This is a genomic window from Parasphingorhabdus pacifica, from assembly GCF_054779195.1.
The window spans coordinates 16368-43167 of record NZ_BAAGYS010000009.1; the positions used below are offsets into that span (position 1 = coordinate 16368).

Below are 26800 nucleotides of genomic sequence, written 5' to 3' on the forward strand. Positions count from 1 at the left end.
GATGTAAACCATCAGGATCGATCGGGAATCACGATCCCCCGTCGTCGGTTGCACAAGGAGGGGTGGGCGCCTGCGGCGCGAGCGTCGCCGGAGCCGACCAGCACGCGTTTCGACCTTCGGAGGAAAACCTACATGACCCAGGTTCCCAACATCACGCTGAACACCGGAGCCGAGATCCCGCAGCTCGGCTTCGGCGTCTTCCAGATGTCGCAGGAAGAAACAGTCGATGCGGTGCGCAGTGCCCTGGAAGCCGGCTACCGCAGCATCGACACCGCCTCCCTGTACGGCAACGAGGAAGCCGTTGGAACGGCCATCGCCCAGTCCGGCATTCCGCGTGAGGACCTGTTCGTCACGACCAAGCTCTGGAACGACATGCAGGGCTACGACAACGCCCTGAAGGGATTCGACGAGAGCCTGAGCAAGCTCGGACTCGAGTACGTCGACCTGTACCTGATCCACTGGCCCGCCGCGGGTCAGGACTCCTACGTCGACACGTGGAAGGCGTTCGAGAAGCTGCACGCCGACGGCTTGTCGAAGGCGATCGGGGTCTCGAACTTCCAGATCCCGCACCTGCGTCGGCTGTTCGAGGAGACCGACGTGGTGCCCGCGATCAACCAGGTCGAGATGCACCCCCGGCTGCAGCAGAGTGATCTGCGCGCTTTCCACCGCGAGCACGGCATCCTCACCGAGGCGTGGAGCCCGCTGGGCCAGGGCAAGGGCCTGCTCGAGGACCAGACCCTGAGTTCGATGGCCGAGAAGTACGGCAAGTCGGCCGCTCAGATCGTGCTGCGCTGGCACCTGCAGCTGGGCAACGTCGTGATCCCCAAGTCGGTGACGCCGTCCCGGATTCGCGACAACATCGACGTCTTCGGATTCGAGATCGCCGATGACGACATGTCGGTGATCGCCTCGCTCGACGCCGGGGAACGCGTCGGCCCGGACCCGGACGTCCTGGGAGCCTGATTCAGCAACCCCGTCTCGGTGGCCGCGCGTGGCTCATGCGGGGCCACCGGCGGGAGGTCCCGTGGGCGCTCCTGTGCACTGCGGTCCGCTCCGCAACGGGAGGCACGACACCGCCGGGACGATTCGAAACGCGAGCGGGGTGTGCGGTTTCGCGATATCGCACACCCCCGAATCAGGCCAGCCCCACTCTGACCGGGGTAGGCGTGAGGCCGCGCAGCACTGTGCTGCCCGCGCGCAGCGTGGCCACCTGACTGCGGGTGGCCATCCACTTCGGGAACTTGCCGAGCCGCTGCAGCGGGGTTTTGCGCTGCGCCGAGGTCAACGCAGCCGTGCGAGAAATCTTCACCACCCGGGGACGGCGCTCCCGCTCGTACCAACGCAGCAACGGCTCGACTTCACCGGTGCTCCCGGCCAGCGCGTGCGAGAGCATCCAGGCGTCCTCGAGCGTCTGGTTCGCCGCCTGCGCGACCGCCGGGGGCATCGCGTGCACCGCATCGCCCAGCAAGGTCGTGCGCGCCGATCCCCACACCTTGGGCACCTGGTGGCGAATGTGCGGGAAGAAGCCGAGGTCGTCGTCGCCGATCTCGGCCAGTAGCTCGCGGACTTGGTCCGGCCAGCCGTCGAAAGCCCGGCGCAGATCGGCCACCGACAGCACCGGATCACCGTCCCGCCACGGCAGGTCGAACCACCAGTGCAGCCTGCCGCCGCCTGCCGGGATGAGGCCGCAGTGGCCTTCGCGGCCGGCGATGTTCAATGTTTGGTAGCCATGCGCGACCGGCAGATCGCTGCGGGTCAGACCTTGCCAACTCGCCCAGCCCGTCGGCCTGGCGGGCTCGCCGCCGAGTAGCGCGCGGCGGACGGCCGATCGTTGCCCGTCTGCACCGATGAGCAGGTCGGCGGTGACGACGCAGCCGTCGTCGAACTCGGCCGCGACGTGGTCGGCGTGTTCGGTGACACCGACGCAGCGCTTGCCGAAGTGCAGGATCCCCGGCGGAAGCGCGTCCGCGATGGTGCTGAGCAGCTCCGGACGTGCCACCTCGACGGTGGGCGCTCCGAGCCGCTCGGTGACCTCGTCGAGGTCGGCTTCCCACAACAATCGCCCGCTCTCGGTGAGCGAGCGCAGGCTGTGGAGTTCTCGCCCGACGTCGTCGAGTTGCACTCCGAGATCCCGCAGCGCGGCAGTGCCGTTGCTCCACACCGTCAGCCCGGCGCCGCCGGTTCGGAGCGCTTCGGAATGCTCGTATATCCGAACGTCATGCCCTTGGGCGAGCAGACCCTTCGCAACGGCGAGCCCCCCGACCCCCGCCCCGATCACGAGAACTCGCATCGTCTCCATCCGTCCACCGAGTCACTTGGCTGCGACAAGTTTATCCACCCACCGGTTCGGTCTCGGTTGTCCTTGCTCACATTTAGTAACCGATCATGGGTATTGATCAACTCGAATGGAGCAGAGTCTAGGCAGTCGACCAACGAAGCAGTAAGTTGCAACGGCATGAGTCCTCGCGTCACTCCCCCTTACCGTGCAGACCACGTCGGTAGCCTGCTGCGGCCCCAACGGCTCCGGACAGCTCGCGAGGAGTTCTCGGCGGGCGACATCACGGCCGACGAACTACGGCAGGTCGAAGACGACGCGATCACCGAAGTGGTCGCCATGCAGGAAGAGGTCGGGCTCTCGACCGCGACCGACGGCGAGTTCCGGCGCAGCTCCTGGCACATGGATTTTCTGTACCAGCTCGACGGCGTCTCCCGCGTCGACGACTCCGCGCTGACGGTCAAGTTCCACAATGCCGATGGCGACCTCGAGTTCGCCACCCCCGAAATGCGAGTGGACGGCAAGATCTCGCTGGGTCACACGATCTTCGGAGACGCCTTCACCGCACTGGCCGAACGGGCCACGAGCGCGACGCCGAAGCTGACCATCCCGTCCCCGGGCATGCTGCACTACCGGGGTGGCCGCGCCGCCATCGACGAATCCGTCTACCCGGACCTGGCGGAGTTCCGCACCGACCTGGCCGCCGCCTACGCCTCCGAGGTCCGGGCATTGGCCGACCTGGGATGCCACTACCTCCAGCTCGACGACACCAGCCTCGCCTACCTCAACGACCCGAACCAGCGGGAGCAGCTCGCGGCGCGTGGCGACGATGCGGAGAGCGAGCACCTGCGCACCATCGAACTGATCAACGCGGCGATCTCGAACCGACCGGACACGCTCACGGTGACGACTCACATGTGCCGCGGAAACTATCGCTCCTCGTGGGTCGCCGAGGGCGGTTACGATTTCGTCGCCGAGGCACTGTTCAACGAACTCGACGTGGACGGATTCTTCCTGGAGTTCGACGACGCACGCTCGGGCGGTTTCGCTCCGCTGAGGTTCGTGCCGAAGGGCAAGACCGTGGTGCTCGGCCTGGTCACGACCAAACGCGGCGAGCTCGAATCGAAGGACGAACTGAAGCGCCGTATCGAGGAGGCGAGCCAGTACCTGGACCTCGACCAGATGTGCCTGTCACCGCAGTGCGGGTTTGCCTCCACCGAGGAAGGCAACGCCCTCAGCTACGAGCAGCAAGTGGACAAGCTGCGTTTGGTGGTCGAAACGGCTCGTGAGATCTGGGGATGAGCTGATGCCCGGTCAGGCGGCGGATTCGAGGAATCGGCCGGCCACCAGGCCGGGCTCCTCGTCGCCGTCGAACCGAACCCACAGCACCGGGCCGTCGAAGACTTCCGGTAGCCCGGAGGCTGCTTCCACCACCGTGCCCATCTGATCACGAAACCGACCGAACGAAGCACGCACACGCGTGCCGGGTTCCAGCGGACTCGATGACTGCTCCATGAGAGTGGACGTTACGTGTCCCGGGTCCACAACGGAAAACCGCGTCCGAGTGATCTGTGCCGTATGGGCTCTGACCTGCGCAATCGAGGCGAGGAGCCGACCTCGATTACCCCAACGAGGGATGCTACGGATGAGTGTTCGACATCACTCGATGGCCTGGTGAGAGCGTTACCTCGAAAGGCGAGCGAAAGAGGGCACACCGGATGCGAATGGCCAAGCGGTCGGGCGAGCACGAAACCGAGATCAAGCGATCTCGGTTTCTGTGCGCGATCCAGCGGGTGGACTCCGACGGGCAGGCGAGGGAACTGATTCAGCACCGCCGCAAGGAGCACCACGACGCACGGCACCACTGCTACGCCTACGTGCTCGGAGACGACGGGCAGACCCAGAAGTCCAGTGACGACGGCGAACCCGCGGGCACGGCAGGCGTCCCGATGCTCGAAGTGCTGCGGCGAAACGAGCTGACCAACACCGTCGCCGTGGTGTCCCGCTACTTCGGCGGGGTGCTGTTGGGAGCGGGCGGACTGGTCCGCGCGTACGGCGGCGCCGTTTCGGCGACGCTCGACCAGTTGGGCATGGTGGAACTCCGGCCGATGCGGACGGTCTCGACCAGGGTCGACTACACGACAGCCGGGAAGTTGGAGAACGAGCTGCGTTCGGCGGGCCACCACGTCGCCGACGTCCACTACGCCGAGGACGTCCGGTTCACCCTGCACGTGCCGGACGCCGGCCTGTCGGAGTTCCGCGACTGGCTCGCCGGGGCGACGGCGGGGTCGGCCGCGATCGAACTGGGCGAAACGACCTACACCGAGGTCGATGTCCCCTGAGCGCGACGCCTGGCACGGGCAGGGGCAGACACAGGACACGAGCACGAGCCCCAAAGCCCGATACTGCGTCATTCGGGTGAAGTACCACTCTGAACGCAGCCGGAACAGCCTCCGGAGCGAGCGCCCATCCCCGTACTACCTCGCAGGTCACCGAACAAAGCGATGAATCGGGCGCGGCCACTGCGACGAACACGCTCCGTCCGCATGATCAAGAACATGTGGACCTACCGAGTGTCACTAAATAGCCTTCACCGGTAATCACTGCTTATCGAGGGAGCGCGATGAACACGACCCGAGAAGCCCCAGACATCCTTTCGGCCGAGTTCGCAGCTGACCCGTACCCCGCTTACCGGATCATGCGGGAAGACTTCCCGCTGATCTGGCACGAAGCGATGCAGAGTTACATCGTCTCCCGGTACGAAGACGTCGAGCGCGCCTTCCGCGACTCGACCTTCACGACCGACAACTACTCCTGGCAGCTCGAACCCGTCCACGGCCGCACGATCCTGCAGATGAGCGGACGCGACCACGCCGTGCGGCGCGCACTGATCGCTCCCGCCTTCCGCGGCAAAGCACTCGAAGAGACCTTCCTGCCCGTCATCGAGCGGAATGCCCGTGAACTCATCGACGGATTCCGCGACACCGGCAAAGCCGACCTGGTCTCCGAGTTCGCCACCAAGTTCCCGGTCAACGTCATCGCCGACATGCTCGGCCTGGACAAGGCCGACTACCCCCGGTTCCACAAGTGGTACACGGCGATCATCGGCTTCCTCGGCAACCTCTCCCAGGACCCCGACGTGGCCGCCGACGGCATGCGGACCCGCGAGGAACTCGCCGACTACCTGTTGCCGATCATCCGCGAGCGGCGCGCCAACCCCGGCGACGACCTGCTGTCGACGTTGTGCGAAGCCGAGGTCGACGGCACCCGCATGAGCGACGAGGACATCAAGGCGTTCTGCAGCCTGCTGCTGGCCGCAGGCGGGGAAACCACCGACAAGGCCCTCGGCGGGATTTTCCGCAACCTGCTGGACAATCCGGAACAGCTGGCCGCCGTGCGCGAAGACCGGAGTCTCATTCCGCGCGCATTCGCCGAGACCCTCCGGTACACCCCACCGGTCCACATGATCATGCGACAGCCCGCGGAGGACGTGACGCTCAGCGGTGGCGTCGTGCCCGCCGGCAGTACCATCACCTGTCTGATCGGCGCCGCCAACCGGGACAGCAGCCGCTACACCGACCCGGACACGTTCAACATCTTCCGCGAGGACCTCAACGCCACCACCGCGTTCTCGGCCGCCGCCAACCACCTGTCCTTCGCACTGGGGCGGCACTTCTGCGTCGGCGCACTGCTGGCGAAAGCCGAGGTGGAGGTCGGCACCGACAAGTTGCTCGACGCGATGAGCGACCTGGAAATCGAGCAGGGCGTGGAAATGGTCGAGCAGGGGGTGTTCACCCGGGGCCCCGTCTCCGTGCCGGTCCGGTTCAACCCGCCGCAACCGGTGGCGTGAACCAACCGGGGCAGCGAGACCGGACCGGCGAACCTCCTCAGACGGGGGAGAACTCGACCGGCAAAGTCGTCAAACCCCGCATCCACACCGACGGACTCCACACCAACGCATCCGGCGAGACCCCTAGATAGACGTCGGGCAGCCGATCGAGCAACACCTCGACGGCTGCCTTGGCGATGATCTGGCCGAGTTCCGGCGCCGGGAACGGGCAGCAGTGCTCGCCGTGGCTGAACGACATCTGGGCCTGGTTGTCGAACGAGCCGGAATAGGCGTCCGGCCGCACCCTCGGGTCCGAGTTCGCGGCCGCGAAGCCCAGGACCAGCAGGTCGCCCTCCGCGATCCGCTGACCACCCAGCTGGGTAGTCCGGGAGGCCCACCGGCCCAGGTAGTTCTGCGTCGGCGTGTCCTCCCACAACACCTCGTTGAGCGCCTGGTCCGCACTGCGGCGTCCACCGGAGAGCGTCACGGCGAACCGCCGGTCGGTCAGCATCAGGCGGAGCGTGTTGCCGATCCAGAACGCCACCGGCTGCTGCGCAGCGGTCATCACCACGAGGAGGTCCTGCACCAGTTCCGCATCGGTGAGCCCCGCCGAGTGCGCCAGCAGGCGCGACGGGAGGTCGGAGCCGGGGCGGGCCCGCTTGGTTTCGAGCAGGTTCTGCATGGTGGCCTGCAACCGCCCGTGCGCGGCCACCGACCCTTCCGAGCCGTCCATGGTCTCGTTCATGTCGGCGATGAGCTGCTGGGACTGGGACTCCGGCATCCCGAACACCCCGGACATCGCGATCGTGGGGAGCGGGTGGGCGTACTCAGCCATCAGATCCGCTTCACCGCTGCCGACGAACTTGTCGATCAGCATGTCCGCGATCCGCTCGCAGTTCGTCCGCAGCTCGAACTGGTCCACCGCGCCGAGCGCGTCGCTGACCGCACCGGCCCGCCGCTGGTGCTCGGCGCCTTCCGCGAACATCAACGAAGGCTGGTACCCGACGAACGGCATCAGCGGCCAGTCGTCCGGGACCTGGTCCCACGCGTTCCAGCGGCGGCAGTCCCTGGCGAACAACTGGGAATCGCTCAGCACGTGGTGCAGTTCGCGGTACCCCATGACGAACCACGCGGGAATCCCGCCTTCGAGCACGACCGGCGCGACGGGGCCGTGCTTGCGACGCATGTCCCGATACAGGTCGGAAGGCGTCTGCTGGAACTTCGGCCCGTGCAACGGCACGGCTCCTTGGTTGACCGGGCACCCGCCGCCGGAGGACGCGTCAGGCAGCTGGCCGGAGATTTCGGCGTGGTGAGGATTGGTCACAGCAGGCTCTTCCGGGCAGTGGACTTCTCGTACAGGTGGTTCACCAAAGTAATCAACACGGCTTTGCTCGACTCGCGCTGCCGTGCGTCGCAGTCGATCATCGGCACGTCGTCGGACAGTTCCAGGGCATCCCGGATCTGTTCCAGGGAGTGGACCGGCTGGCTGAAGTTGTTGCGAGCGACGATGAACGGTGTGCCGTGGTGCTCCAGCCGGTCGATGGCATACCAGGAGTCCGCCAGCCTGCGGGTGTCCAGCAGGACGACCGCGCCGAGAGTTCCCGCGAACAGCTGGTCCCACAGGAACCAGAAGCGTTCCTGCCCCGGTGCGCCGAACATGTAGAGCACCATGCGCTCGTCCAGGCTGATCCGGCCGAAGTCGAACGCCACGGTCGTGGTCGTCTTGTCCTGGACCCTGGACGCGTCGTCGACCCCGGCCCCCGCCTGGGTCATGGTCTCTTCGGTGCTCAGCGGACGGATCTCGCTGACCGAACGCACCATTGTCGTCTTGCCGACGCCGAACCCGCCGACAACGACGATCTTGAGGCCTTGATCGGCGGTGTCCCGCAGCGGAGTGCGGTCAGCCTGCTCAGAGCTTTTGGAGTCCAACGAGCACCTGTTTCAAGATTTCGGGATCGGGCAGTTCCGAAGACCGCTCCGGAGCCGCGCTGGGGTTTCGGGCAGTGATCCGGCCGGTGTCGAGCAGGTCGCACAGCAGGATCTTCACAATGCTGACCGGAAGCCCCAGATCCGAGGCCAGTTCCACCACGGCCATCGGCCGGCGGCACAACCGCAGGATCTTGACGTGCTCGGATTGCATTCCCGCGCTCGGATCGCACTCGCTCACGATCAGCGTGACCAGGTCCAGAGAACTCTCGTCGGCACGGCTTCGCCCACCGGTGACGGTGTAGAGCCGGTCCGGGTCATCGCTGTCCACCGGTCGCCATGTCATACGGGTTGATTACTCGATTCGCGGGGCGGAGCACTCAGGTACTCGCCGATCTGTTCCACCAATTCGTTCATGTTGTGCCCAATGATGCCAACATCGGCGTCGTCCGCGGCGAGAACGGCCAAATGCGCTCCCTGACCTGCTTCGACGATGAACAGGATGCCGCCGTGGAACTCGGTCATCGATTGCCGAACGCCACCGGTTCCGTCACCGAACTCGACCGAAGCACCGAAGGAGAGGCTCTGGATCCCCGAGGAGATCGCGGCGAGTTGATCGGCCTGGTCCATGTTGAGCAGCGAGGTGTGGCACAGCTTGAGGCCGTCCTTGGACAGGACGAGGGCGTGCCGCGTGCCGGGGGTCTTCTCCAGCAGGTTTTCCAGCAACCAGTCGAGGTCGCGGTTCATTGCGGTCATCGGAATCACGGGGTGGATGAGCCGAGCGGGAACACCCGGTGCATCAGCCCCTACCTCCAATCTGTTGTCCGGCAAATCTGTTGTCCGGTCGGATTTCGGCGGGAGTGTCCGGTTAGGACGACCGCACGAACGGCCGCGTCGTCCCGTCGACAATCACGTGATCACCGCGCTTCGGGATCGGCGCCCTCGCCGGACGTGCTCTTGTTCTGGCCCGCCTGGCGGAACGCGCCGAATCGGGCGGCCACCTCCTGCGAGGAAGTAACCGACTTCTTCGGCTCGGCCGGGGGGTTCGACCGTGCCGCGGCAAGGGTCTGACCGCGACGCCGACGGGGAAGTTCGGGCGGTTCGGCCGGCCACACCGGTTCCGCGCCCTCCTCCGATTCGGCCTGCTTGGTGGCCGGTTCAGGTGTGGCCGGTTCGGCGGCGGTCCGCACGTGCTGCACGGGCTGAACGGGCTGAACGGGCTCGGGCGGATCCGCAGGCGTGGGCGCCGCGGCCGGGACTGTCGGAGACGTGGCTGTCACCTCCGTGCGACGAGGGGCGGGAGCCGGCGTATTCGTACGCGGCTCGGTAACCAGGTTCCGCGGAATCATCACAACTACGCCGGTGCCTCCCCGCGAAGACGGCCGGTACGAAATGGTCAGTCCGTGCTTGCGGGCCAAGCAACCGACCACCGCGAGGCCGAGCCGGGTTCCGGACAGAGTCGTCAGATCGAGCGGTTCGGCCGAAACCGCCTTCTCCGCGCGGCGGAGAGCCTGATCGCCCATGACCAGCCCGCCGTCCTCGACGTTGACCACGATGCCCGCTTGCACTTCTTCGACGTAGACGTGGACGAGCTCGGACGGCGGCGAGAAGCTCGTGGCGTTGTCCATCAGCTCGGCGAGCGCGTGCATCACGCCCTCGGCCGCGTAACCGACGATCGCCGCGTTGCTCGCGGAATGCACCTGCACGCGCTGGTAAGCGCTGATCCGGCCTACCGCTCCGCGCAGCAGGCTTTCCATCACGATCGGTTTCGTCCAGCGGCGCCCGGATCGAGCACCGGTCAGCACAGCGATGCTGTCGGCCAGCCGACCGGCCTGCGCCGTGCTGTGGTCGAGCCGGAGCAGGTCGCCGAGCACCTCTTCGTCATGCCGCTCCTCCATCTCCCGGAGGTCGGCCAGCATGCTCGTCGACAGGGCCTGCACTCGGCCTGCGGCGTTCGCGCACGCCGCCATGGCGGCCGCGCGCATCCGCTCGCCGGTACCGATCTCGAACGCCAGAGTCGACAGCACGCGTTGGTAGGCGTCGTTTTCCGGCTGTTCCACCTCGAGCAGCGCGGAATCCGGCGAGGCACCGTTGCGCAAGCGTTGAACGAGCACCGGCAGGGTGTCGTCGGCGACCTTGGCCGCCTCGGACCGCATCTCCGCGATTTCCCCGCGAAGGACGCGGTTGACCTCGATGCTGTAGGTGGTGAGCGTCAACGAGGCGCACAGCAGCAACGTCACCAGGCCACCGGCAACCGCCACCAGCCACTGCCACTCCGGAACCGCGAGCAGCGTCGCCACCGCGCACGTCCCACCGGCGAGGACCAGCGTGATCAGCAGTACGCGCAAGACCGGACGGAGCGGCGGACGCGCCGTCTGATGACGAACGGGTGTCTGGGCTGACATCAATCAGGTCCTCGCGGGCGGTTGGCGGCAAGATCGATTGAGCGTATCGGCCGTGTTCCGGGGACGGCGCCCGGGGAACGAGCGACTGGCTACTCGTGGAGTGCCGCTGTGCGGTCCCGCGTTGGTGCGAGCCGGAACCGAACAGCCCCGAGGGGACCACGATGCGCGGGCACTGCTCCCGGAGCACGGTCGCCCGATGCTACGACAACGCCCGCTCGCCCCGGGACCGGGCGACGAATCCCGGCGAAATGTGCTCCCGCAACCGGAACGACGGTCGTCGGATATTCGCATCCGCTTACGGGGCAAGATCCTAGTACGCTCGGGGCGCGGCATCTACCTTCGCCGATCCGTTGCGCGACAACGCATCGCACGGACGGCACATCGGACCGCGATCACCAGCGGAGACAGGGCCGGAGGGCCCGCACGACCCGACGCGCGGACAGGCGGAGTCAGGCGGAACCGTGGCACCGAAGGTGGAGTCGCCGCACCTCGTCCGCGAGCTTCGGCACCGGCCCCTCCACCACCAGCCCAGGAACGATCTCCCGGATCGGCAACGGCCGGACGGGCGGCGCGGGCAGGCCTAGTTCCGCCAACCACGAGGTCAGCTGTGCCGACGAGCTCGCGTAGACGATGCGTCCTAGCCCGACCCAGCCGTGCGCGGCCGCGCACATCGGGCAGTGCTCGCCGGAGGTGAAGACGGTGGCCGCTGCTCGTTCCTCCGGTGCCATGTTCGACGCGGACCAGCGCGCCAGCTCGAACTCCGGATGCCGGGTCCGGTCGCCGTCGGACACCCGGTTCCGCTCCTCGGCCCGGACGGTTCCGTCCGCCGCGACCAGCACGGAACCGAACGGCTGTTCACCCGCTTCCAGCGCCTCTTCGGCCAACCGCACGCAGCGGCGAAGGTGCTCGACATCCGACTCGTCCATCCCGCTCACGCATCCCTCTCGGAGATTTTCTTTTCGAACAGTGTCACGCTGAACAGGTCGCGGAAGTCGCGTCTGCCGACCTCGCGGAAGCCGAGCCGTGCGTAGTAGGAGCGCAGCGCGCCGTTGGATTCTGCGCAGTCGAGTCGACAGGTTCGGACTCCTCGTTCACGACCGATCTCGACCGCCCGGTTCAGCATGGCCGCACCCAGGCCCAGGCCGGCCGCTTCCCGATCCACCATGAGGCCGTGGACGTACACGGCGGGAGCACTGTCCTCGCCCCAGAAGTCCGGGTCCGCCCACAGCACCCGCATCGCGGCTGCCACGCCGAGTTCTGAATGCCGCACGAGTCGCCATTCCTGACGATCGACCTGATGCGCGATGATCCGCCAGCTCACCTCGCCGGGCGGCCATTGCCGGATGTCCTTTTCCCGCAGCCAGTCCTCCAGCTGTCGGCGCAGCCGGTGCAGCGGTACCACGTCGGCGGGCACGGCCGGTTCGACGACGATATCGGCGGGTCTCTGCACGGTGAGCACGTTACGCAAACGGACTTTTCGGCCGCACCGGTTCGGTCGCAGATGGGCCACGGAACCGGCGCACGGTACTGCTCGGCGAGCCCGACGAGCGTGCAAATCCGCATACTCCATTTGGATGTCCGTTCTTTCCGCTGCGCCCCGCGCACCCCGGAGACGCCCATACATCCCAATTCGGTCAGCCGAAAGGAAATCAAAAACAGGACATTGCGCGCAGAATTGACGTTACGCAGCCACCACCACCGGTAGCAGTATTCTTTCCGTCGGCCGGTCAATCAGACCCACGCCCAAGCCGACGCCCGGATCGCCGCCACGGGCGAGCCGAGGAAAGGAACGCACACTCAACATGGCTCCCCAGAACGCGTCCGCGCTTCCCACCAAGAACATCTCACCACATTCCGTCGGAAATCCGGCAAACCGACGGCGCCTTTCGTGGATAGCCGGCATGCTCCGCGGATCCGCCGCGCTGTCCTGGGCCGAACCCGAGCTGCGCGGCCTGCCGCAGCTCATCCGCCCCGGTGACGTCTGCTTCGACATCGGCGCCGCCTACGGGATGTACAGCTTCACCCTCGCCCATCTGGCGGGGCCGACCGGAGCGGTGTACTCGTTCGAGCCCCAACCCAAACCGCGACGAATGCTCAAGACCGGTGTCCACAGCTGCGGGCTGCGCAACGTGCGCATCACGGATGCGGCCGTGGGGTCCGAGTCGGGCGAACTGGAGATGCGCCTACCGGTGAAGTTCGGCCTCGCCCCGATTCACGGTCACGCGCACATCAGCGACGGGAGCCGGCGGGAAAATCCGCGCACAGCTCACGCCCGAAGCCGATCCTGGCGCACACCGGTCGAAATGATCGACGAATTCTGCGAACGGGAAACCGTTCATCGGGTCGATTTCATGAAGGTGGACGCGGAGGGCTTCGAACCGAACGTGGTCACCGGGGCGGAGAAGATCATCACCAAGCACCGGCCGACGCTGCTACTGGAAATCGAAGACCGCCATCTTTCCAGGTATGCCACGAGCTCGGCCGAGTTCACCAGCTCACTGCGCACGTTCGGTTACACCATGTACACCTGGAACAACCGGACTTGGACGCCGACCGACGCGGTCACCGCGGAGACGCGCAACTACCTGTTCGCCGTCGACTCCGCTTGGAACAGGTAGGGCGATCCCTTCGATTCGACGTGCGCCCGCCACGGACAACTCACCAGCTCGAAAGCCACCCGCCGGCGTCAATTTCGACTATTTCATTTCCGCCGGGTGAACATTCGGTGTCGGCACGCACATGCCCGTGGCGTTGCACTCCCGCAGCGATGCGTTCTCGACCTCCATTGATTATCCTGGCCACGGATTCAGCGGTTTGCTCGTGTCCGAGCGCACATTGCCTCTCGCCGCTCTGCCGAGAACGACACCGGCGAGATATCAACCGCACCAAGGGAGGAGTGGCTCATGCGCGCCAGGCCAATGACCAACCTCGCGCCTGAAGCGACCACGACATCCACTGTGCGCTGCCAGGTGTGCGACAGCACGGATTTGCGCCCCCACCAAGTGAGCAACGGACCCGACCGACTCCCCACGCCGCGCTTCATCTGCGAGACATGCGGCACGCACCGGATTCCACACATCTGACGCGCACCGCGAGCGGTGATCACCCACCGCTTTCGGTTTGGCATGTTCGGCTGTCGCCGCGCTCGCAGGTCGCCGAGGCGCGCCGGTGGACGACCTCGGTAGCACTGGTGACCTCGTGCAGTCGGAAGCCGCAGGCAGGGCGAGGGCGCGCGAGGAGCAGTTCGTGCGGTCGATCGCCGCGTCGATGTGGTGCAGGCGCAGGTGCGTCGCCGCCTGCCCATCGAGGCTTATTGACTTCTACCTAACTTGAACACCTAGCGTCGCAACCAGCCGATTCGGAGGACACGGATTCTCGGAGAGTTCGCTGGAGCCGCGTACGACCACGGCGAGTCCGTGGAGGAATGGGAGGTGGACCGCATGAAACGGATTCGGCCCGACCTGTGGGAGACCGAGGCAGAGTTCCCGGCCCCGGGCTTGAGCACGCACGCTTACCTCTGGACAACGCCACGTGGGAACGTCCTGTTCTACAACACGACGCTCGAACCGGAAATCGCTCGCCTCGCCGAGCCGGGTGGCGTGACCGCCCAGTACCTGAGCCACCAGGACGAGATCGCGCCCTCGCTGCGCACCATCAAGCAGCGATTCGGCTCGACCCTGCACTGCAGCGCGGCGGAGAAGGATCTCGTGGCGGAAACCTGCCCCGTCGACGAGGCATTCGACGAGCGACGCGTCGAGCAGCCGTACGGGTTCGAGGTGATTCCGACGCCGGGGCACACGCCGGGCAGCGCCTGCTTCCTGGCACCCGCCGCGGACGGCACAACCTACCTGTTCACCGGCGACTCGATTCTTCCCGACGCGGAGGGCAAGTGGTTCGCCGGATACATCCCCGGCTTCAGCGACCGCGACTCGCTCGCCGCCAGCCTTCGCACGCTCGCCGACCTCACGCCCGACGTCGTCATCTCCAGCGGCTTCGCCGGAGACTCCGGAGTCACCGAACTCGGCAGCCGGCCCTGGTCCGACTGCGTCGAGGAGGCGCTGGGTTCACTGGCCGCGGACTGACCCGGAGCCCGCAGTTTCTGCAATGCGGGCAACAGCAATCCTCGACCACGCCATCCACGGGGAACGGTCGCGGGCGTGGACGGTGTGATCATCCGGTAGCCAGTGGCCGCTCGGGCACCTGTCGCCGATGTCCCACACCTCGAAACACCCACTCACGGCACGGGCGCGTCGGCATCCCCGTCCGGATCGGGACGGCTGGAGCCGTCAAGACGACGGCGGGCGGCGATCCGCTAGGACCGCCGCCCGCCGTCTCACCGGAGTCCGGTCAGGACACCGCGATGGAAGTGGCCATGGCCAGCAGGGCACCGCCGCAGCAGCGTTCGAAAACCTTGCGGCGCTTGGGGCTGGCCAGCAGCGCCGACAACCAGCGCACCGAGGGCACCACGACCAGCCACCACGCGGCGAACGCCGACACGGCTACGCCGCTGAGCAGCGCCGCCTGGGCCATCGGCTCCCCTGCGGGATCCATGGCCTGCGGCAGCAGAGTGAGGAACGTCAGCATCACCTTGGGGTTGAGCACATCGGTCAGCAACGCGCGCAGGAACACCGCGCCGCCGGTGCGCGGCGCCGCGCCGGTGTCGGCTTGCTTCGCCCCACCGGACCGGCGCAGGATTTGCAGCCCCATCCACGCCAGGTAGGCGACACCGATGGCCTTGACCACCATCAGGGCCGTCGGGGCGGCGATGACCAGGGCTGACAGGCCGAGCGTGGCGGCTGTGGCGTGCAGCAGCAGACCGCAGGTGACCCCGGCGGCGGCCAGCCACCCCCAGCGCGCGCCGTTGGCGGCGTTACTGGTGACCATGACGAAGTCCGGCCCCGGTACCAGCACGATCACCAGCAGGGCGAGCAGGAACGGGCCCCAGGCGATGGACACGACATCCTCCAGAACAGATCATTCGTGCGGCGGAACGTGCGACATTCTCGATCCAGCGTTCGCCATATCGCCATGAACTACATAGGATGTTCGGTTATCCGGAAATCTGTCGCACTGGATTCGGCCTACTGGCGAATCCTGGAGGACTTGCAGAACGACGCGACGCTGCCCAGCCGCACACTGCCGAACGGGCCGGATTCGCACCGTCGCGCTGCCCGCAGCGGGCCCTTCCGGCTCTACCTGGGGCGGGGGTGCTTGCGCGCGTACATGTCGCGGTCGGCGCTGTCCATCAGCTCCCGGGGGGCGCTCGAAGCGTCGCGGGTAGTAGCCAGACCCACGCTGGCGCCCAGCTTGACGGGGTGGCCGGGAGCGGTGGTTTCCGTGTTCAGCCGCTGGACGATACGGGTGCGCAGGGCCTCCGCCTGCGACTCGTCGGCGACGTTGGCGAGCACGACGAACTCGTCACCGCCGACGCGGGCCGCGGTGTCGGCCGTGCGCACGCTGCCCAGCAGCTCGCGCGCCGCAGCCTGCAGGAGCTCGTCCCCGGCAGCGTGCCCGTAGTGATCGTTGACCTCCTTGAACCCGTCGAGGTCGATCAGGAACACGGCGAGCACGTCTCCGCGATCGGGGAGTTCGGCGAGCTCCTGCTCGAACCGGTCGAGCAGCAGGGCGCGGTTGGCCAACCCGGTCAACGGATCGTGCAACGCCATGCGAGTCAGCTCGGCCAGTCGGTTCTCGCCGACCTGCCCACCCACCCCGAACGCCTCGTACTGGCCGACCACGTAGGCCGGCCGGTCGTCCGCCCCTCGGATCACGCTGAGGTTGGCCAGTATCCAGAACGGGTGGCCATCGCGGTGCCTTACGCAGACCTCCACGCTGCCCGACTCGGCGCGGCCCGCGCGGAAATCGGCGTACAGCGCCTCCACCGGTTTCCAGTAGCCGGTGTAGTCCAGGTCCAGGCCACGCTGGCCCAGCAACTCGTCGCGGCGGTAGCCGACCAGCTCGCAGAGCCTGTCGTTGACCTCTATGAAGTGCGTTTGCAGGTCCAGCAGTGCCATGCCGATCGGGGCGTTGACCAGCGTCTGGCGCCAGAGCCTCTCGGACTCGCGGCGGGCGGTGATGTCGTGGCACTGGGAGATGACCAGCTGCGGGCTGCCATCCGGCTGCCTGACGAGTGAGCTGTCGATGAGCACCCAGATAACACCGCCGTCGGAGCGCACCAGCCGCTTCTCCGCCGTGAGGCTCTCGCGTCCCTCGGCGAGGAGGTACTCGATGGCTTTCCGATCCAGCACCGGCTCGTCGGGGTGCGTCACATCCGCTGCCCGGAGGCCGAGCAGCTCTTCTCGGCCGTAACCGAGCAGGCGACACATGGCCGGGTTGACCTCGATGATGCGTCCCTGCAGGTCGACCAGCTCGGTGGGACTGGGAGTCTGCTGCCACAGCGTCTCCCACGCCATGTTGCCGATCGTGCTCCGCCCTTCGGCTTCCACCCCCATACGTTAGGCGCCAGCGCCGCAACCACACAGCTCGAGCAGGCCCGAAGCTTCTCCGCGACTACCCGGCTCCGCACGGAGAAGACCCCGGCTCGCGCGTGCCGCATGCGGCCTGGGCAGTTTCGTTTGGATCCAGTCGGTCGGCCTGAGTGTGCTGGTGACTGGCGGGCTTGAGTGCGCCTCTCGCCCGACAGTGCCAACCTCGACCGTTCTATGTCTTGTCGCTGAGGCTTCCCAATGCGTTGTGGACCTGTTGTTGGGTCAGCTGGCTTGGGGGCAAGGGCCTGCGGGCGGTCTCTGTGCGCAGACCGTCAAGGAGGAAGGCGGCTTGGCGGCGCCAGGCGTTCGGGGCGGCCTCGGTGGTTGCCCGGGCCAGCAGCGCGTTGGCGGCGAATGCGAACACCAGGTCCGCGTTGGTGAAGTCGGGGCGGAGAGCGCCGGCCTCGTGGGCCCGCCCGACGATCTGTTGTGCAGCGTCCATGGTTCGGCCACAGGCGGTCATGAGGCGCTCCGCGCCCGGATAACGGCCGCTGACTACGTCGGCGACGGCGGGGTCGGTGGCCTGGAGTTCACAGAGCTTCTCGACGTAGTACGTGAAGCCCTCCCAGGCATCCTCGAAGGACAGGGCCTGCTGGGCGACCTCGTCCAGGCGCCGCGCCGCACGCTCGGTCACCACCTCGTCGATGAGGGCCTCGCGAGTGCCGAAAAGGTTGTAGAGCGTGCCGTGGCTCACCCCTGCCCGCCGGGCGATCTCCTTCAGCGGTACCTGTAGGCCGCGCTCCTGGAAGAGCTCGGCGGCGGCTGCTCGCAGTTTCTCCGCGTTCCGTTGCGCGTCGGCCCGCATCTGCTGATTCCTCCCTGGCCCGGCCTGGTGTCCCGCTCGTTGCGTCCTGCCCGTCCGCAGAACTTGACCCTTCGGTCAACCTAATTGCTATCGTCGAAGCACAAGTTGACCCTAGGGTCAGAATACCTGGAGCAAGGAGCACTCTCCATGTCCAAAGTGATCGCTGTCTTCGGGGCAGGCACCGGGCTCGGCGCCTCCGTCGCCGGTCGGTTCGGCCGTGAGGGCTTCCGTGTCGCTCTGGTGGCGCGCCGCCGACAGCGCCTGGACGCCCTCGTCGAACAGCTGGCGAGGGATGGCGTCGAAGCGGCGGGTTTCACCGCCGACCTGTCCCGGCCCGCCGAAGTGCCGGCGTTGATCGCGAGCATCCGCGACCGCTTCGGCCGCATCGACGTGATCGAGTACGGGCCGTTCAGCACCGAGCAGAGCCTCAGCCCGGCCGCCCAGACGGATGCCGCCGTCCTGGAGAAGGGCCTTCCGATGTTCTTGCTGACGCCCGTGGAGGTGGTCCGTGCTGTATTGCCGGAGTGGACCGAGCGGGGAGACGGCGCCTTACTCCTGACCACTGGTGTCACGGCAGTCCACCCCGTGCCTGGGCTTAGCGGCCTGGCTCCCCTTGGCGCCGCCGTCCGCAACTACCTCTACTCCCTCCACGGCGAGCTGGCCGATGCGGGCATCTACGCAGGCACCCTCTCCGTCGGGGCAACGATCGCCCGCAGCGAGATGAGCGCACTCATCGCCCAAGCCCGTGCGGGGTCGACTGCGGAGTTTCCGGTCGTCGACCCCGACGACCTCGCCGAGCAGTACTGGGACATGTACACCAAACGCGACCGGGTCGAGCAGCTGCACCCGCAGCCCTGGAGCGTGTAACGCACCGTTTAGTGATCTGCTTGGAGCACCAGCTGAGCCGGATCAGCGGGCGGACCAGAGGAAGATGCCAGCGATGTGGAGTGCGGCCAGGTAGATGGCCGCGGTCCTCTCGTAGCGGGTGGCGATGCCGCGCCACTGCTCAAAGCGGTTGATGCACCGCTTCAACCGACCACGCCGTTTCGCCACCATGCCCAGCCGACCACCGCGGAGGCGCGGCGAAGTTGACACCATACTGGTCTTGCTGGTTTCGCATCCTTCGTTAGTGTGGTGTCCTTGCGTGCTTAACATGAGGATGGGGCTATGGTCGACGAGCTTGAGGTGGAGGAGCTGGCAACCTCGTTGGCGAACATGGCTCGCCAACTGCTCGCACACGGCTCAGTGAACAGCACGTTGGACGGGATCGTCGAGCAGGCCGTGAGCAGGCTCGACGGGTGCGAGACAGCCAGCATCATGGTGTTGAACGCCGACCGAACTTTGGGCATCGTGGCTTCGACGAGCGAGTTGGGCCGGGAGTCGGACCGCATCCAGGCCGAGCTGGGCGAAGGACCGTGTTTCGACGCGGCCGATAAGCACCAGGAAGTTTTCCGGGTCGCGGACATGGGTAGCAACGGTGAGCGGTGGCCTCGGTACGCTCCGAAGGCTCGTGCACTCGGTATCGGCAGCATGATGGGCTTCTTGCTCTTCACCACGCGGGAGAGCCTCGGAGCGCTGAATCTCTACTCGTCGCGCTCGGACGCGTTCACGAAACGCGACGAGCAGGTGGGTTGGATCTTCGCCTCGCATGCTGCGGTGGCCTTCGCCAGCGCCCGCAACGACGCACAGCTGCACGAGGCGATCGCAACCCGCCAGGGGATCGGCGAAGCGATGGGCATCATCATGCACCGGTACAAGGTTCCCGAGGACCAGGCGTTCGAGGTGCTGAAACGCGTTTCGCAATCCCGCAACATCAAGCTGCGCGACATCGCCCGGCAGGTCGTCGAAACCGGAGACGTCCCCCAGGGCGGGGGCCGCTGAGTTCTCGCCGGGGTTTTTGTGTTTACGTCGCGCCCCATGTCGGTCATCCTCAGGTTAACCAGGTTGTTGTACGCCCGCCTCAGGGTCAGCCTGGCCAGAGCAGCAGTGCGGTTGAGCAGCCAGCCCCTCTGCGCACCTCCGTTGGGGCGTCAGTGAGCGGGATCGGTACCGCACTGGCGCGCCCTTCGCACGCTCTGGTGGGACACCCCGGCGAGACGAGCACCAACCCGCACCTGTCAGCGGACGGTGGTGTTGGGGGACTTATCGCTCCCCGACCTTCCCGTCGATGAGCTCGCGGACGATGTCGAGGTGCCCGACGTGGCGCGCGTATTCCTGTAGCAGGTGGAACAGGACGCGTTCCAAGGTTGCGGGAGGCGCCCCCTCCCAGCGTTCGCCGGGCTGTCCCACGTCGGAGAGCTCACGGGTTTTCACGATCACGCGGCTGCGCGCCGCCTGCACGTGCAGCGCCTGCACGAGGTCGGCCAGGGTTTCGTTCTCCGCTGTGGACCAGTGCCCCTGCGGTGCGTCGCCCCATGGCTGCTCGATGGGCTCGCCCTCGAAGCCCCACACGAGCCAGCGGAGCTCGACGTAGGTGAGGTGCTTGAGCAGTGCGAGCGGTGTCCAGCCCGACGGGAGCCGGCTTGCTCGCAGCTCGTCATCTGAGAGCCCCCGCAGCTTTTCGATCAAGACCGAACGGAAATAGTCGAGGTAGCCGAGGAAGACTTCTGCTCGCGACTCGCGAGGCTCCGTCGGTTCAGGCAACGTCAGGTTCACAGGCGCAATCTTCCACGAGCCCGCAAAGCCTCCGGACAGTGACGCACCACGTCTCTCGTCCTCGCGACCGTGACCAGTGATGTCTCAGCAACTCCGTCCGCGGGGTTTTGCCCATCTGCCGCGTCACGTTCCACACACCTCCTGAACAGGCAGGATGCCGCGTGTCACTCGTCGTTGATTGAGGACGTTAGAAGGTCGCGCAAGCGCTGCCATAGCGCGGACGGCTGTCCGATCTGGCCGACGGGCGGACCGACGAAGGCCAAGGTGATCACTAGTCGGCGGAGAGGCAAGAGTGCAGGCGAACGTCGATCAGCCGCTGACAAGCAGCCCAACACCGAGGCTGACCACGCCTAGGGCCAGTGACAGCATTCCCGTCCAGACCAGCCAGATCAACTTACTCGGCTGAGTCACATTCCCCCGACCTATGGACGAGAAGAAGAAGCCAGCCGGGATCAGTGCTGCGGCAACGGGTACACCGAGGCGGGCGACCCAGGACCACGTGCCGCTCAGGTCGGTAGCGTCAGCAAGCACCAGACAGATCAGGCTCAGCGTCACGAGAACGCCAGCATGCGCGTGACCGGCGCGGGCAAATGCCTTCTGGAAGTCGGTCAGCTGCACGGATCCACGCACGACGCGTGTCATGAACCACCCGCCCAGCTCGATGGTAACGATGGTCAGCAGGACAGCCCCTGCGACATAGCGGGTCTCCGGCGTGAGCACCAGGCTCTGCATTTCGGGCTCCTTGAGGTATGTGGAAACGCAGCAAGACCATGGATCCATAACGCCGTTATTAAACACCGTTATGGCACCCTTGGCGACCTCCGCACCGATGTTGCCCACAATTGGCCAGCACGATCTCGACGAAGCCGAAGCCTTCCTCGGCCGCCCAGGGCTTGCCGGTGGTGATGCTCGGTTGACCGATGCCCCACCACAGTCCGAAACCGAGGGCCGCGACGGTCGCCTGGATCACCTCACGCGTCTTTCGCAAGACCGCAGCAGCGATCTTGCGATGAAGCCGCGTCGTCGGCTCGAACAATGGCCGATCGGCTAGGGCACTGAGGAACTCACCCACCACGTGTACCTGGGACGCAAGGCGGTCAGCCGAGATACGCGCCCTGGAGGGTGCCCTGGATAGACAGTCCGAACCGTTTTGTGCACGTAAAGTGCACGCGCGGCCTTGAACACATGAAACCCCAGGCCGTTGACCTGGGGTTGTGGTGGGGCGCCCGGGGATCGAACCCGGAACCCGCGGATTCTGAGGCGAAGACTGCCGTCATCTGACATCGACCCGTATTGACCTCCGTCACCAGACCGGATAGCAAAAGCAAATACTCGGTGGTGGAGATCCTTGCACGTCATTTGACGTCGTTTTCCGGGGGCAGAACGGGGGTTGAGCTTGAATTTTCGGCCTGCCTGCCCCGGATGTGCTTCGAGCGCGTCCGGGGCTTTTCTTGTCTCCACCTACATGGAGGAGCCTTCTGTCCTCATCCCGTCGACCTGGCGAAGCCCGATCAGGCTGGGTCAAGGGTGCAACCTTCGATGCCGGCGCGACGGGCGATGCCAGGCTTGCACCCTTGGCGCGGCCTGATAGCCCTTGTGGAGGTCGTCGGGATGAGGACAGACCCAGGCACCACCAGAACCGCAGCCCGCGAGCACTGCCCCCTCATCCTGTTGGCCTGCCCGTCCGGCGAGGACATTCTTTCATCAGTGCGGACACCGCGGCCGGCACTGCCTTCCCGTCCTTGGTCGAGCGCGGGCGCCGGGACCGGCCGGAGGCCGCATGCCCGGCGTCCCGCTTGCTCGGCCAGAAGAAACAGCAGGCAGGCGGCCCCGGAGGGGCCGCCCTTGATGAAGAGAAGAAACTTTGGACACACGGTCTGTTCGGTGCTGTGCTACTTCGTTTGATGGGTAACACGCTGGCTTCAGACGAAAGTGCCGACAGGCCGATTGTGACTGTTTGTATTGGCTCTACCGTCTGTGGCTGGTGGAGTTGGAGTGCGTCCTTGGTCCTAGTGGTGCCTCACTAGCGGATCCTTCACCGTTACACCATTCAGCCCGATGCCGCGGCCGCTATTGTCTGGCTGCGGGGTTGAATGGTGTAACGACTGAAACGTGCCCAGCCGACGAATGCGCAGGCCAGACCGAGGACGACGGTCATCGGTAGCGCCGCGTAGGCGCCGACGGCGAGGTTAGCGATCGTGGCACCGACCATCGTTACGGTGAGGCCAGCGGCGGCCAGCGGTGTCAGCACCGGCATGATCCGGGTCGCGGCGGGCAGGACCAGGCCGAGCGCACCGAGCAGTTCCGCAGTACCCGTCAATTTCAATAGGGTGATCGGGACTCCTCCCGCTGACTGTTGTAGGTCGGCCGCTGAGGCCAGCACCTTCATCCCGCCGACCGCGAGGAAGGTAAGTGCGAGGAGGATCGATACGACCCACACAAGAATCTTCATGAGGTGACTCCTTTCGTTGCTACTTGTTCGCCGGCTCAATAACTAGAACCGCTGGACACAGTGGACTTATCGGTCGCAGAAGGACCGTCGTGTAAGCCGATCGGTTAGCGGCACGTCCGGTGGAGTGATCGTCGTGCTCTGTCCTCCGTCTGTCCTGGACGTCGGTAGCTCGGCGATGTCGACTGCGATGGCTTGAGTGCGAGCACGAGGGCGGCGCCGGCGATGGTGACCAGGGCAGCCACCAGCCCGGCCGTGCGCAGGCCACCGACGAGGACCTCATCCGTGGGTGCGGCATCCAGGCCCGCGGTGGCGACAGCGACGAGAGCGGCCAGGCCAACGGACAGCCCAATGTATTGGGACGTGGTGACCAGAGCCGAAACGACGCCCTGCTGACCAGGGGAGACTCCCGAGCCTGCCGTTACGAACACGGCGGGGAAAGCGACGCCGGCGCCGAGACCCCACAGAATCAGGCCCGGAAAAGCCGTCCAGTAGGCACCGTCGATCGACATGCTCATGGCCAGTGTGATCATCGAGGTCCCCACGCCGAGCATGCCGGTGCACAGGGCCACCCGGCTTCCCCATCGATTGAGCAGGATCGGACCGAGTTTGGCGGAGGCCACGATGCTGAGCATGCTCAGCGGCAGAAACGCCAGGCCGGTCTGCAAGGCGCTGTATCCGAGAACGGTCTGCAGGTAGGTGGTGAACAGGTAGTACTGCGTTCCGACCGTGCCCATGAAGATGAAGATGAGCCCCATGGCTACGGCCAGGCTGCGTGTGCGCAGCAGGCGCAGCGGCATCAAGGGGTTGCGGGTGTTGTTCTCGACGAGGAGGAAACCGCCCAGCAGTACGATTCCAATCGCCACAGCCCCAGCGCCGGAGATCGAGTTCCACCCCGTCTCCGGTCCGGTGATCAGGCCCAACACCACCAGCGTCGAGCCGGCAGTGGCGAGTAGTGCGCCAGGTAGATCGAAGCGACGGTGCTTGCTTTCGCGGGGTGGGTCAGCAGTCAGCAGGTGTGGAGCGGCCAGCGCGGCACTCAGCGCCACGGGCACGTTGACGAAGAACACCCATTCCCAGCCCAAGTAATGGGTGAGCATGCCGCCGCCCAGCACGCCCACAGCAGCGCCGGAGGCGCCGGCAGCGCCCCAGACCGACAGTGCCCGGGTGCGTTCAGGGCCCTCCGCGAAGCCAGTATTGATCAGCGCCAGCGTGGCCGGGGTCAGCAACGCAGCACCCAGTCCCTGAACCGCGCGGGCGGTCACCAACACATCGGGTTCGGCGGCGAATCCTGCGGTCAGTGACGCGCCTCCGAACAGTACGAGTCCCAGGAGGAACATGCGTCGTGGCCCGATCCTGTCGGTTGCCCGGCCTCCGAGCATCAGGAACCCACCAAGGACGACGGTGTAGGCACTGACCACCCATTGCAGTGACTGTGCTGTGAAGCCGAGAGCCTGCCCGATGGCGGGCAGGGCAACGATCACGATGTCGAAGTCGACGGCCACGAGGAACTGCGCCCCCGCCAGCAGCGCGAGGCTCAGAGCGGGCCGCGACCGTGGCCGCGTGATGGAGAGATTCACAGGTTCGCTTCCTGTCTCACAGCCCTAGGGGCACGATTTGTTACAGGAGGCATCGTCTGTGACTATCGGGGAACTATGGAAGGAGGCACTTTCATGTCCCAGCGGAACACGGATGTGTCAACCCAGGTCATCCACGCGGAAGCGTGTCCAGTCCACGAAGTTCTGGACCGCGTCGCCGGCAAATGGAGCATCCAGATCCTCGTGGCCGTCAGCAAAGGCCCGGTCCGGTTCACCGAGCTTGAGCGTTCCATCAAGGGGATCAGCCGTCGCATGCTCACACTCACCCTGCGCAACCTCGAACGCGACGGACTCATCAAACGAACCGTCTACCCGACCGTGCCACCCAAGGTCGAATACACCGCCACCGACATGGCCCGCGAGCTATACGATTCCCTCCAAGCGCTTACGGCATGGGCGCAACGCCACCGAGAGGCAATCGCCACCGCCCGCAACACCTACGACCGCGACCACGACCCGGCCGAGGAATGACGGCAGGACCATAGGCGATGATCAGTGTCCGGTTGTCGAACCCCAGTCGAGCAGTGAGGCACCACGGCTGTCGTGCTCGCGGCTGTGACCAGCGATGTCTCAGTTACCCCGTACGACGAAATTCTCAGTGAGCGGGGGCTATACGAACGGACCGACATGCCTGGCTAACCACGCATTCAACGGCCGGATCCCGTCGTGCTGCCCATGGACGGAGATCACCGAGCGTTACCTCTGTGCGGCCACACAACTGCCCTCAGCTCAGAGATCGTATAACCAATCAAGCGGAGTCGAGCTGTTACCCATCATCTGAACCCAGACAGGTCTGTTCGATGCGGATGCCACTGTTTGAGGGTTGGGCTCGGTTAAGAAACGAGCTCCGACATATCGTCGATGATCACATCGGGCTGGTGCTTGTTCATGCGTGCACGCTTGCCGGGCTTGTTCGCAAAGCCCACCACTGGCGTGCGGGCACTGTGGGCGGCTTCGATGTCCGATACCGAGTCGCCGATCATCAGGCAGTCCGCCGGGGCTTCATTGACCTGGCAGATGGCCTGTTGCAGCAAGAACGGGTTCGGTTTCAGCAGGTTCGGGTCCGCTGTCGTGCGTGCACTGATGTGGGCGACCTGGCCACTCAGCCCGTTGGCGTTTAGGTATGCCCGGATCGCTGCGTCCGAGTTGTTCGAGACGATGACGACGGGCAGCTTCAGGCGAGCGAAGAGCGCGAGTGCGTCCGCAGCGCCTGACGTTGGCGGGGCAGTCCGGACTGCTTCGACTTCGAGTTCACTCAACCGCCTCTCGATTGGCTCGGCTACTCCGCCAAGTTGTGCCGCATAGCCCAGGACATCGAACGGGTCCGAGCTGCTGTTGACGACATCCGGCAAGGAACCGTCGAACATGGCCCGAAGCTCAGCCGCCACATGCGTGTTGGAGAGCCCCCCGAAAACGGCGCAGACAGGACCATCGAAGTCCAACAAGATCGCGCGCGAGCGGGCAACCATCGCGCCGGGTGCTGTCATCGCTCAACGCCTCGCGCGACCGTATCCCAGATGCTGTCGAACCACATTTGAGACTGTTCGATGAACAGGGAACTCAGCGACTCGACCCCAGGCTCGGCCGCGTGATGGAACAGGGTGGCGTCCTTGCCCATCAAGTCCCATATCGGGGTGTCCTCGCCTTCCAGCGCGACGGTGTGCTCGCGGACCGGGTAGTAGCCGAAGAACGCTTCCAACCCGTTGATCAAGTACAGCTTGAACAGCGGAACAGCCGGGTAGACACGAAGCTCCGCGTTCGAATCCGCAACTAGCCCAAGCCTGCCAAGCTCGTTCACCGCGTCCACGATCGCGAGCGTGTGCCGCTGCATGATGCCAGCCGCTCGCTTCCGGAAGGCTGGACTGTCCCCCATGTCCGAGACCCTGACAGGCAGAGCCCACGGAACCTCTGTGTCCGGCACCAGCAGACGAACCCGAATCGACTCCGGACGCATGCGTCCACTGCGGATTTGGTCGAGAGGCTCCGTGAGCGCACCGTGGAGGGTCTCGCCGGAAAAACCAGCGAAATCGATGGAGACGTGCTCCTGTGTAAACGCCTGCTCAAGGTGAGGCCGGAGCCCAATCGGGCGCTCAGTCCGTTCCCGAACGAAGACCCCACTCCCCTGGCGCGACACCACGAGTCCTTCGTCGCGAAGGACACGGATCGCCTGCTGCACGGTCATCCTCGCTACGCCGTACCGCTTCCCTAGGTCTGCGCCAGACGGCAACTTCTCGCCCGGGCGAAGGGTCTTGGTGAGGATCGAGGCACGCAGAGCGTTCGCCACCTGCTGGTACGGCGGCCTGGGGTCGTCGGGGTCAAGTTCGATCATATCCCCAGGTTACCGCCTCAAGCGAAGATCTGACTAGCCAT

Annotated in this window: 29 protein-coding genes; 9 read left to right on the forward strand and 20 right to left on the reverse strand. The window is 65.9% G+C overall.

Annotation, left to right across the window (positions count from 1 at the left end; translation table 11 throughout):
• The first annotated feature begins 132 nt into the window (after positions 1–132).
• On the forward strand, positions 133–963 hold the full coding sequence (locus tag ACYVAN_RS15080; RefSeq protein ID WP_460960013.1) for an aldo/keto reductase: 831 nt from the start codon (positions 133–135) through the stop codon (positions 961–963).
• Between the two features lie 172 nt (positions 964–1135).
• Here ACYVAN_RS15080 and ACYVAN_RS15085 read toward each other — a convergent pair whose 3' ends face one another.
• Positions 1136–2299, reverse strand: coding sequence for an FAD-dependent oxidoreductase (locus ACYVAN_RS15085; protein ID WP_460960015.1), 1164 nt, complete (start codon positions 2297–2299; stop codon positions 1136–1138).
• A 156-nt stretch (positions 2300–2455) separates the two neighbouring features.
• On the opposite strand from ACYVAN_RS15085, the gene ACYVAN_RS15090 reads away from it, so the two are divergent.
• Positions 2456–3577, forward strand: a complete 1122-nt coding sequence (locus tag ACYVAN_RS15090; RefSeq protein ID WP_460960017.1) for a 5-methyltetrahydropteroyltriglutamate--homocysteine S-methyltransferase — start codon at positions 2456–2458, stop codon at positions 3575–3577.
• A gap of 12 nt (positions 3578–3589) precedes the next feature.
• Here the strand turns inward: ACYVAN_RS15090 and ACYVAN_RS15095 are convergent, their stop codons facing one another.
• Positions 3590–3790: a hypothetical protein gene (locus tag ACYVAN_RS15095; protein ID WP_460960019.1), complete on the reverse strand. Its 201-nt coding sequence runs from the start codon at positions 3788–3790 to the stop codon at positions 3590–3592.
• A 209-nt stretch (positions 3791–3999) separates the two neighbouring features.
• On the opposite strand from ACYVAN_RS15095, the gene ACYVAN_RS15100 reads away from it, so the two are divergent.
• On the forward strand, positions 4000–4617 hold the full coding sequence (locus tag ACYVAN_RS15100; protein WP_460960021.1) for a YigZ family protein: 618 nt from the start codon (positions 4000–4002) through the stop codon (positions 4615–4617).
• A gap of 281 nt (positions 4618–4898) precedes the next feature.
• Positions 4899–6125 (forward strand): cytochrome P450, encoded by a 1227-nt coding sequence (locus tag ACYVAN_RS15105; RefSeq protein ID WP_460960023.1) that lies wholly within the window; start codon positions 4899–4901, stop codon positions 6123–6125.
• Between the two features lie 37 nt (positions 6126–6162).
• Here the strand turns inward: ACYVAN_RS15105 and ACYVAN_RS15110 are convergent, their stop codons facing one another.
• From ACYVAN_RS15110 to ACYVAN_RS15140, 7 genes are all read right to left on the reverse strand, one after another.
• Positions 6163–7428 carry a cytochrome P450 gene (locus tag ACYVAN_RS15110; RefSeq protein ID WP_460960025.1) on the reverse strand — a complete coding sequence of 422 codons (1266 nt, stop codon included), beginning with the start codon at positions 7426–7428 and terminating at the stop codon, positions 6163–6165.
• Positions 7425–8033: a GTP-binding protein gene (locus tag ACYVAN_RS15115; RefSeq protein WP_460960027.1), complete on the reverse strand. Its 609-nt coding sequence runs from the start codon at positions 8031–8033 to the stop codon at positions 7425–7427. The genes ACYVAN_RS15110 and ACYVAN_RS15115 overlap by 4 nt, the downstream gene beginning before the upstream one ends.
• Positions 8014–8376 carry a DUF742 domain-containing protein gene (locus ACYVAN_RS15120; protein ID WP_460960029.1) on the reverse strand — a complete coding sequence of 121 codons (363 nt, stop codon included), beginning with the start codon at positions 8374–8376 and terminating at the stop codon, positions 8014–8016. Before ACYVAN_RS15120 ends, ACYVAN_RS15115 begins: the two co-directional genes overlap by 20 nt.
• Positions 8373–8786 carry a roadblock/LC7 domain-containing protein gene (locus ACYVAN_RS15125; RefSeq protein ID WP_460960031.1) on the reverse strand — a complete coding sequence of 138 codons (414 nt, stop codon included), beginning with the start codon at positions 8784–8786 and terminating at the stop codon, positions 8373–8375. The genes ACYVAN_RS15120 and ACYVAN_RS15125 overlap by 4 nt, the downstream gene beginning before the upstream one ends.
• Positions 8787–8947: 161 nt before the next feature.
• The gene (locus ACYVAN_RS15130; RefSeq protein WP_460960033.1) at positions 8948–10435 is read right to left on the reverse strand and encodes a sensor histidine kinase; all 1488 of its coding nucleotides are present in this window, start codon (positions 10433–10435) and stop codon (positions 8948–8950) included.
• Positions 10436–10884: 449 nt separating this feature from the next.
• Positions 10885–11361 carry a nucleoside deaminase gene (locus tag ACYVAN_RS15135; RefSeq protein WP_460960035.1) on the reverse strand — a complete coding sequence of 159 codons (477 nt, stop codon included), beginning with the start codon at positions 11359–11361 and terminating at the stop codon, positions 10885–10887.
• A 5-nt stretch (positions 11362–11366) separates the two neighbouring features.
• The gene (locus tag ACYVAN_RS15140) at positions 11367–11885 is read right to left on the reverse strand and encodes a GNAT family N-acetyltransferase (protein ID WP_460960037.1); all 519 of its coding nucleotides are present in this window, start codon (positions 11883–11885) and stop codon (positions 11367–11369) included.
• Positions 11886–12336: 451 nt separating this feature from the next.
• On the opposite strand from ACYVAN_RS15140, the gene ACYVAN_RS15145 reads away from it, so the two are divergent.
• Both ACYVAN_RS15145 and ACYVAN_RS15150 read left to right on the forward strand, forming a co-directional pair.
• Positions 12337–13053: an FkbM family methyltransferase gene (locus ACYVAN_RS15145; RefSeq protein ID WP_460960039.1), complete on the forward strand. Its 717-nt coding sequence runs from the start codon at positions 12337–12339 to the stop codon at positions 13051–13053.
• Positions 13054–13875: 822 nt separating this feature from the next.
• A complete protein-coding gene (locus ACYVAN_RS15150; protein ID WP_460960041.1) occupies positions 13876–14517 on the forward strand; it encodes an MBL fold metallo-hydrolase in 642 nt (213 codons plus the stop codon).
• Positions 14518–14782: 265 nt separating this feature from the next.
• Here ACYVAN_RS15150 and ACYVAN_RS15155 read toward each other — a convergent pair whose 3' ends face one another.
• The 3 genes from ACYVAN_RS15155 to ACYVAN_RS15165 form a co-directional block, all read right to left on the reverse strand.
• Entirely contained in the window at positions 14783–15391 is a 609-nt protein-coding gene (locus tag ACYVAN_RS15155) for a LysE family translocator (RefSeq protein ID WP_460960043.1), read from the reverse strand.
• Positions 15392–15627: 236 nt separating this feature from the next.
• On the reverse strand, positions 15628–16881 hold the full coding sequence (locus ACYVAN_RS15160; protein ID WP_460960045.1) for a PAS domain S-box protein: 1254 nt from the start codon (positions 16879–16881) through the stop codon (positions 15628–15630).
• Positions 16882–17095: 214 nt separating this feature from the next.
• Positions 17096–17728 carry a TetR/AcrR family transcriptional regulator gene (locus tag ACYVAN_RS15165; protein WP_460960047.1) on the reverse strand — a complete coding sequence of 211 codons (633 nt, stop codon included), beginning with the start codon at positions 17726–17728 and terminating at the stop codon, positions 17096–17098.
• 147 nt (positions 17729–17875) lie between these two features.
• Between ACYVAN_RS15165 and ACYVAN_RS15170 the strand changes: the two genes are divergently transcribed.
• Positions 17876–18595 (forward strand): SDR family NAD(P)-dependent oxidoreductase, encoded by a 720-nt coding sequence (locus tag ACYVAN_RS15170; RefSeq protein WP_460960049.1) that lies wholly within the window; start codon positions 17876–17878, stop codon positions 18593–18595.
• Between the two features lie 42 nt (positions 18596–18637).
• Here the strand turns inward: ACYVAN_RS15170 and ACYVAN_RS15175 are convergent, their stop codons facing one another.
• A complete protein-coding gene (locus ACYVAN_RS15175) occupies positions 18638–18826 on the reverse strand; it encodes a hypothetical protein (protein ID WP_460960051.1) in 189 nt (62 codons plus the stop codon).
• Positions 18827–18895: 69 nt separating this feature from the next.
• On the opposite strand from ACYVAN_RS15175, the gene ACYVAN_RS15180 reads away from it, so the two are divergent.
• Complete coding sequence (locus tag ACYVAN_RS15180) at positions 18896–19609, forward strand: GAF and ANTAR domain-containing protein (protein ID WP_460960053.1); 714 nt, start codon at positions 18896–18898, stop codon at positions 19607–19609.
• A gap of 261 nt (positions 19610–19870) precedes the next feature.
• Here the strand turns inward: ACYVAN_RS15180 and ACYVAN_RS15185 are convergent, their stop codons facing one another.
• The 5 genes from ACYVAN_RS15185 to ACYVAN_RS15205 all read right to left on the reverse strand — a co-directional run bounded on the left by ACYVAN_RS15185 (position 19871) and on the right by ACYVAN_RS15205 (position 24412).
• Positions 19871–20383, reverse strand: coding sequence for a DinB family protein (locus ACYVAN_RS15185; RefSeq protein WP_460960055.1), 513 nt, complete (start codon positions 20381–20383; stop codon positions 19871–19873).
• A gap of 309 nt (positions 20384–20692) precedes the next feature.
• Positions 20693–21115, reverse strand: a complete 423-nt coding sequence (locus ACYVAN_RS15190) for a hypothetical protein (protein ID WP_460960057.1) — start codon at positions 21113–21115, stop codon at positions 20693–20695.
• A 58-nt stretch (positions 21116–21173) separates the two neighbouring features.
• Complete coding sequence (locus ACYVAN_RS15195) at positions 21174–21455, reverse strand: hypothetical protein (protein ID WP_460960059.1); 282 nt, start codon at positions 21453–21455, stop codon at positions 21174–21176.
• Between the two features lie 978 nt (positions 21456–22433).
• Positions 22434–22835, reverse strand: coding sequence for a DoxX family protein (locus ACYVAN_RS15200; RefSeq protein ID WP_460960061.1), 402 nt, complete (start codon positions 22833–22835; stop codon positions 22434–22436).
• A 104-nt stretch (positions 22836–22939) separates the two neighbouring features.
• The gene (locus tag ACYVAN_RS15205; protein WP_460960063.1) at positions 22940–24412 is read right to left on the reverse strand and encodes an MFS transporter; all 1473 of its coding nucleotides are present in this window, start codon (positions 24410–24412) and stop codon (positions 22940–22942) included.
• A gap of 93 nt (positions 24413–24505) precedes the next feature.
• Between ACYVAN_RS15205 and ACYVAN_RS15210 the strand changes: the two genes are divergently transcribed.
• A complete protein-coding gene (locus tag ACYVAN_RS15210) occupies positions 24506–24901 on the forward strand; it encodes a winged helix-turn-helix transcriptional regulator (protein ID WP_460960065.1) in 396 nt (131 codons plus the stop codon).
• Positions 24902–25263: 362 nt separating this feature from the next.
• Here the strand turns inward: ACYVAN_RS15210 and ACYVAN_RS15215 are convergent, their stop codons facing one another.
• Both ACYVAN_RS15215 and ACYVAN_RS15220 read right to left on the reverse strand, forming a co-directional pair.
• Positions 25264–25917: an HAD family hydrolase gene (locus tag ACYVAN_RS15215; RefSeq protein ID WP_460960067.1), complete on the reverse strand. Its 654-nt coding sequence runs from the start codon at positions 25915–25917 to the stop codon at positions 25264–25266.
• Positions 25914–26759, reverse strand: a complete 846-nt coding sequence (locus ACYVAN_RS15220) for a GntR family transcriptional regulator (RefSeq protein WP_460960069.1) — start codon at positions 26757–26759, stop codon at positions 25914–25916. Before ACYVAN_RS15220 ends, ACYVAN_RS15215 begins: the two co-directional genes overlap by 4 nt.
• Between the last annotated feature and the right edge of the window lie 41 nt (positions 26760–26800).